The sequence below is a fragment of the Agaribacterium haliotis genome (genome assembly GCF_002312815.1).
In the GTDB taxonomy this organism is placed as follows: domain Bacteria; phylum Pseudomonadota; class Gammaproteobacteria; order Pseudomonadales; family Cellvibrionaceae; genus Agaribacterium; species Agaribacterium haliotis.
In genome coordinates this window covers 1-1,853 of the sequence record NZ_NKQJ01000031.1, presented here as the reverse complement: position 1 = coordinate 1,853, position 1,853 = coordinate 1, and the positions used below count along the sequence as shown (strand labels likewise).

At 51.3% G+C, this 1,853-nt stretch carries 1 rRNA gene; it reads right to left on the bottom strand.

The window, feature by feature from the left end:
* Positions 1-16 precede the first annotated feature (16 nt).
* Positions 17-1,548: ribosomal RNA gene (locus tag CFK45_RS18210) — 16S ribosomal RNA — on the bottom strand.
* Between the last annotated feature and the right edge of the window lie 305 nt (positions 1,549-1,853).

Genomic DNA, 1,853 nt, shown 5'->3' with positions numbered 1-1,853 from the left:
AGTGTGCGATATCGTTTAAGGAGGTGATCCAGCCCCAGGTTCCCCTAGGGCTACCTTGTTACGACTTCACCCCAGTCATGAATCACTCAGTGGTGACCGTCCCCCCGAAGGTTAGACTAGCCACTTCTTGAGCAACCCACTCCCATGGTGTGACGGGCGGTGTGTACAAGGCCCGGGAACGTATTCACCGCGACATTCTGATTCGCGATTACTAGCGATTCCGACTTCATGGAGTCGAGTTGCAGACTCCAATCCGGACTACGAGAGGTTTTAAGGGATTAGCTCCACATCGCTGCTTCGCAACCCTCTGTACCACCCATTGTAGCACGTGTGTAGCCCAGGTCGTAAGGGCCATGATGACTTGACGTCGTCCCCACCTTCCTCCGGTTTGTCACCGGCAGTCTCCTTAGAGTTCCCAGCATTACCTGATGGCAACTAAGGACAAGGGTTGCGCTCGTTACGGGACTTAACCCAACATCTCACGACACGAGCTGACGACAGCCATGCAGCACCTGTCTCAGATTTCCCGAAGGCACCAAAGCATCTCTGCTAAGTTATCTGGATGTCAAGACCTGGTAAGGTTCTTCGCGTTGCATCGAATTAAACCACATGCTCCACCGCTTGTGCGGGCCCCCGTCAATTCATTTGAGTTTTAACCTTGCGGCCGTACTCCCCAGGCGGTCTACTTAGCGCGTTAGCTACGCCACAAAGTCCTCAAGGAACCCTACGGCTAGTAGACATCGTTTACGGCGTGGACTACCAGGGTATCTAATCCTGTTTGCTACCCACGCTTTCGCACCTCAGCGTCAATATTGGTCCAGACAGTCGCCTTCGCCACTGATGTTCCTTCAGATCTCTACGCATTTCACCGCTACACCTGAAATTCCACTATCCTCTACCATATTCTAGCCTTCCAGTTCGAAATGCAGTTCCCAGGTTAAGCCCGGGGATTTCACATCTCGCTTAAAAAGCCGCCTACGTGCGCTTTACGCCCAGTAATTCCGATTAACGCTCGCACCCTCCGTATTACCGCGGCTGCTGGCACGGAGTTAGCCGGTGCTTATTCTGCAGTTAACGTCACAGATGCAATGTATTAAATTACACCCTTTCCTCACTGCTTAAAGTGCTTTACAACCCGAAGGCCTTCTTCACACACGCGGCATGGCTGCATCAGGCTTGCGCCCATTGTGCAATATTCCCCACTGCTGCCTCCCGTAGGAGTCTGGGCCGTGTCTCAGTCCCAGTGTGGCTGATCATCCTCTCAGACCAGCTACAGATCGTCGTCTTGGTAGGCCGTTACCCCACCAACTAACTAATCTGACATGGGCTCATCTGATAGCACGAGGTCCGAAGATCCCCCGCTTTCCCCCGTAGGGCGTATGCGGTATTAGCAGTCGTTTCCAACTGTTGTCCCCCACTACCAGACAGATTCCCACGCATTACTCACCCGTCCGCCGCTATACTCACCCGAAGGCTTTCTCGCTCGACTTGCATGTGTAAGGCCTGCCGCCAGCGTTCAATCTGAGCCATGATCAAACTCTTCAGTTTAAATCTTTCGAAGCCGAAGCTTCTAAATACTGCTCAGAATCAATTTACTAAACGTCATTAAATTAACGAGTAACTTGTTCTGATAATGCTTTGTTCGCATCACTCATCACAAGCACCCACACGTCTTGCTTGAATTACATTGTTAAAGAGCATTTGATCCAAAGATCTGGTCTCTCGACCACCTCGCCTAGGGCGTCTCCCCAACCGAGGACGCGCATTATACGGAGCTTTTTGACGTTTGCAACACTTAATTTTGCTTTTCTTTTTGTGCCAGAGCTAAGAAGCTTCTAACACAAAAACCGACC